Consider the following 2,494-nt stretch of genomic DNA (forward strand, 5'->3'; position numbering starts at 1 on the left):
CCCCGACCGCGCCCGCCCTGTCGCCTGCTCAGCAGCTCGCAGCCCTCCAGCGCGATCGCCCGGAACTGTTTGCCTACAACCCGCAGGGAACCGAAGCATCGGACGCAAATCTGGCCTACATTGCCTGGTTTAACCAGCGCGGTGTGCAAATTCCCGATCCCGATGACGTGCGACCCCGCGAGATTGCCGTCGAACTGCCGCTGAATGCTTGCCTGCTTCAGCTAGAGCTGGATGAAGATAAAGTGCCGTCGGCAGTGGTTGGTGTGGTGGTAGATGCCGAAGGCAAGCAGGTGCAGCCGCCGACGCTGCTGCGGAGTTCTGGCTACGGCATTTTGAACGCCGATGCGATCGCCGTCGTGCGGACTCGCCCAATTGAAAACACCACAGGCGAAACTCGTCCCTATTTGTTTGAAGTGAAATATTCGCAGGAAAATGAGCGCTGCCCAGACCTGCCTGCACCCGCTCCGTCGCCTGCCAGCTAGAGAGGAGACAAGCGCATGGTAGAGGCAGCGTTTCTGGAACACCTGCGGGCGATCGCCCCCCGACTGAACGCGCTGATGGATCGGTTTACCGAGGCGCGGGTCATGGTAGCGGGTGACCTGACGCTAGACGAGTTTCTGACGGGGCAGGTGGAGCGGCTGTCGCGGGAGGCTCCGGTGCTGATCCTGCGGCACGAGGAAACGCGGCAAATTCCCGGCGGCGGCGCAAACGCGGTCTATAACCTGGCGAAACTGGGGGCGCAGGTCAAGGCCGTCGGGCTGGTGGGCAAAGACGAGCAGGGGGCAGTGCTGCGGCGCATTTTCGAGGCGGCAGGCATCGACACGGGCGGCATTTTGCTGGATGGCGATCGCCCCACGGTTACCAAAACGCGCATTTCCGGCCATGCTCGTCAGTCTGTGACGCAGCAGATCGTGCGGGTCGATCGCAAGTCCGACGCGCCCGCCGACCCAGACTTGCAGTTGGCGCTGGCGGACTATATTCGGCAGCACCTCAATACCGTAGATGCGGTGGTCTGCTCGGACTATGGCGACGGCGTGCTGAGTGCCCCGGTGATCGAGGCCGCCTTGCAGCATTCTCTCTGTGTCGTGGATACCCAGATCGACCTGCATCGCTTTGCTGGAGCCACGGTTTTCACGCCCAATCTGCCGGAAGCAGAGAAAGCCGTAGGCTATGGAATTACAGGGGGCGATTCGCGAAGCGCTCCTTCTAGGAATCGCCTTGCCCAGGCAGGAGCGGATCTGCTGCGTCTGACCCGCGCCCAGCACATGCTGATTACTCGCGGCGAGGAGGGCATGAGCCTGTTTAGCCAGGACGGTTCCCAGCACCATGTTCCTGCGTTTAACCGGACGGACGTGTTTGACGTGACGGGCGCGGGAGATACAGTGGTGGCGGCGCTGACGCTGGGGCTAATCGTCGGCGCAACGCCCGTAGAAGCGGCAATCCTGGGCAACTTGGCCGCCAGCATTGTTGTCCGTCAATTTGGTACAGCTACGACCAGCGTGGCGGAAATGAAAGCTGCCCTCCGGAGCCTGGTGGAAGCCAGCCAGTAACCCGCTAATAATCGAAAGATTTCTGTAGCCTGTTGGGATCTGCCCTAAAGTGATGCGATAGAGTGTAAGCACTTGAGTCACCGTCTGCGGAGTCACCGTCTGCGGAGCCACCGTCTGCGGAGCCACCGTCTGCGAAGAGACAATCGCACCAAATCGCACCCATAAAGTGCGGTGAGGCAAGTTCCCATGCCCATTGGGATTGCGGAAAAAGGTTTGGCTGGTTACCTTTTAAGGGTTCTCTCAAGTAAGATTGCTTCGGATTTGCATTACGCTGCGCCATGTCTTCTATCTTTCCTACCACTCGTCGTCGCCAGCGGCAATTTGGGCTTGCCAAACTGCTGGGTTTTGCCCTGGTTTTGGGGCTGGGCTATATTGCGCTCAAGGAGGTCAGGGCTTTGCTGCGAGAGCCAGAGGCGGTGCTGGTGTTGGGTGGGTCAACGGCGCGAGAGCAGTTTGCGGCAGAGTTTGCTCGAAAGCATCCCGATCTGCCCGTTTGGATTTCGTCGGGCAGCAATCCAGAATATGCGGAATGGGTGTTTAGGGAGGCGGGAATTGAGCGCGATCGCCTCCGGTTGGACTATCGAGCAGTGGATACCCTCACCAACTTCACAACGCTGGTAGATGAGTTTGAATCCCAGGGCATCAGCAGCATTTACCTAATTACGTCTGACTACCACATGCGTCGCGCCTGGGTGATTGGCAAAATTGTCTTGGGTAGCCGGGGTATTGAGTTTAAGCCAGTGGAAGTGCCTTCGACGCAGCCTGCCGAAACGACTGATAAGGTGGTGCGAGATGCCGCCAGAGCCGTGCTGTGGGTGACGACGGGGCACACGGGCGCGACGCTAGGCCGCTACTTTCAAGACTAGCCTCAGCCAAAAATCGGTCGCCTTGATCGGGCGCATCCCAGTTCTGCAAGGTTGCCCTCATCCCCCAGCCCCTTCTCC

2 protein-coding genes and 1 pseudogene are annotated in these 2,494 nt (G+C 59.7%); all 3 read left to right on the forward strand.

Features of this window, described 5'->3' with window-relative positions; translation table 11 throughout:
* A pseudogene (locus IGS51_RS16765) lies at positions 1-482 on the forward strand (hypothetical protein); the annotation flags it as partial.
* A gap of 15 nt (positions 483-497) precedes the next feature.
* Positions 498-1,550 (forward strand): bifunctional heptose 7-phosphate kinase/heptose 1-phosphate adenyltransferase, encoded by a 1,053-nt coding sequence (locus tag IGS51_RS16770; protein ID WP_297079965.1) that lies wholly within the window; start codon positions 498-500, stop codon positions 1,548-1,550.
* A 278-nt stretch (positions 1,551-1,828) separates the two neighbouring features.
* Positions 1,829-2,416: a YdcF family protein gene (locus tag IGS51_RS16775; RefSeq protein WP_297079966.1), complete on the forward strand. Its 588-nt coding sequence runs from the start codon at positions 1,829-1,831 to the stop codon at positions 2,414-2,416.
* Positions 2,417-2,494 lie beyond the last annotated feature (78 nt).

The sequence above is a fragment of the Thermoleptolyngbya sp. M55_K2018_002 genome, from assembly GCF_015295965.1.
Classification (GTDB): Bacteria; Cyanobacteriota; Cyanobacteriia; order Elainellales; family Elainellaceae; genus Thermoleptolyngbya; species Thermoleptolyngbya sichuanensis.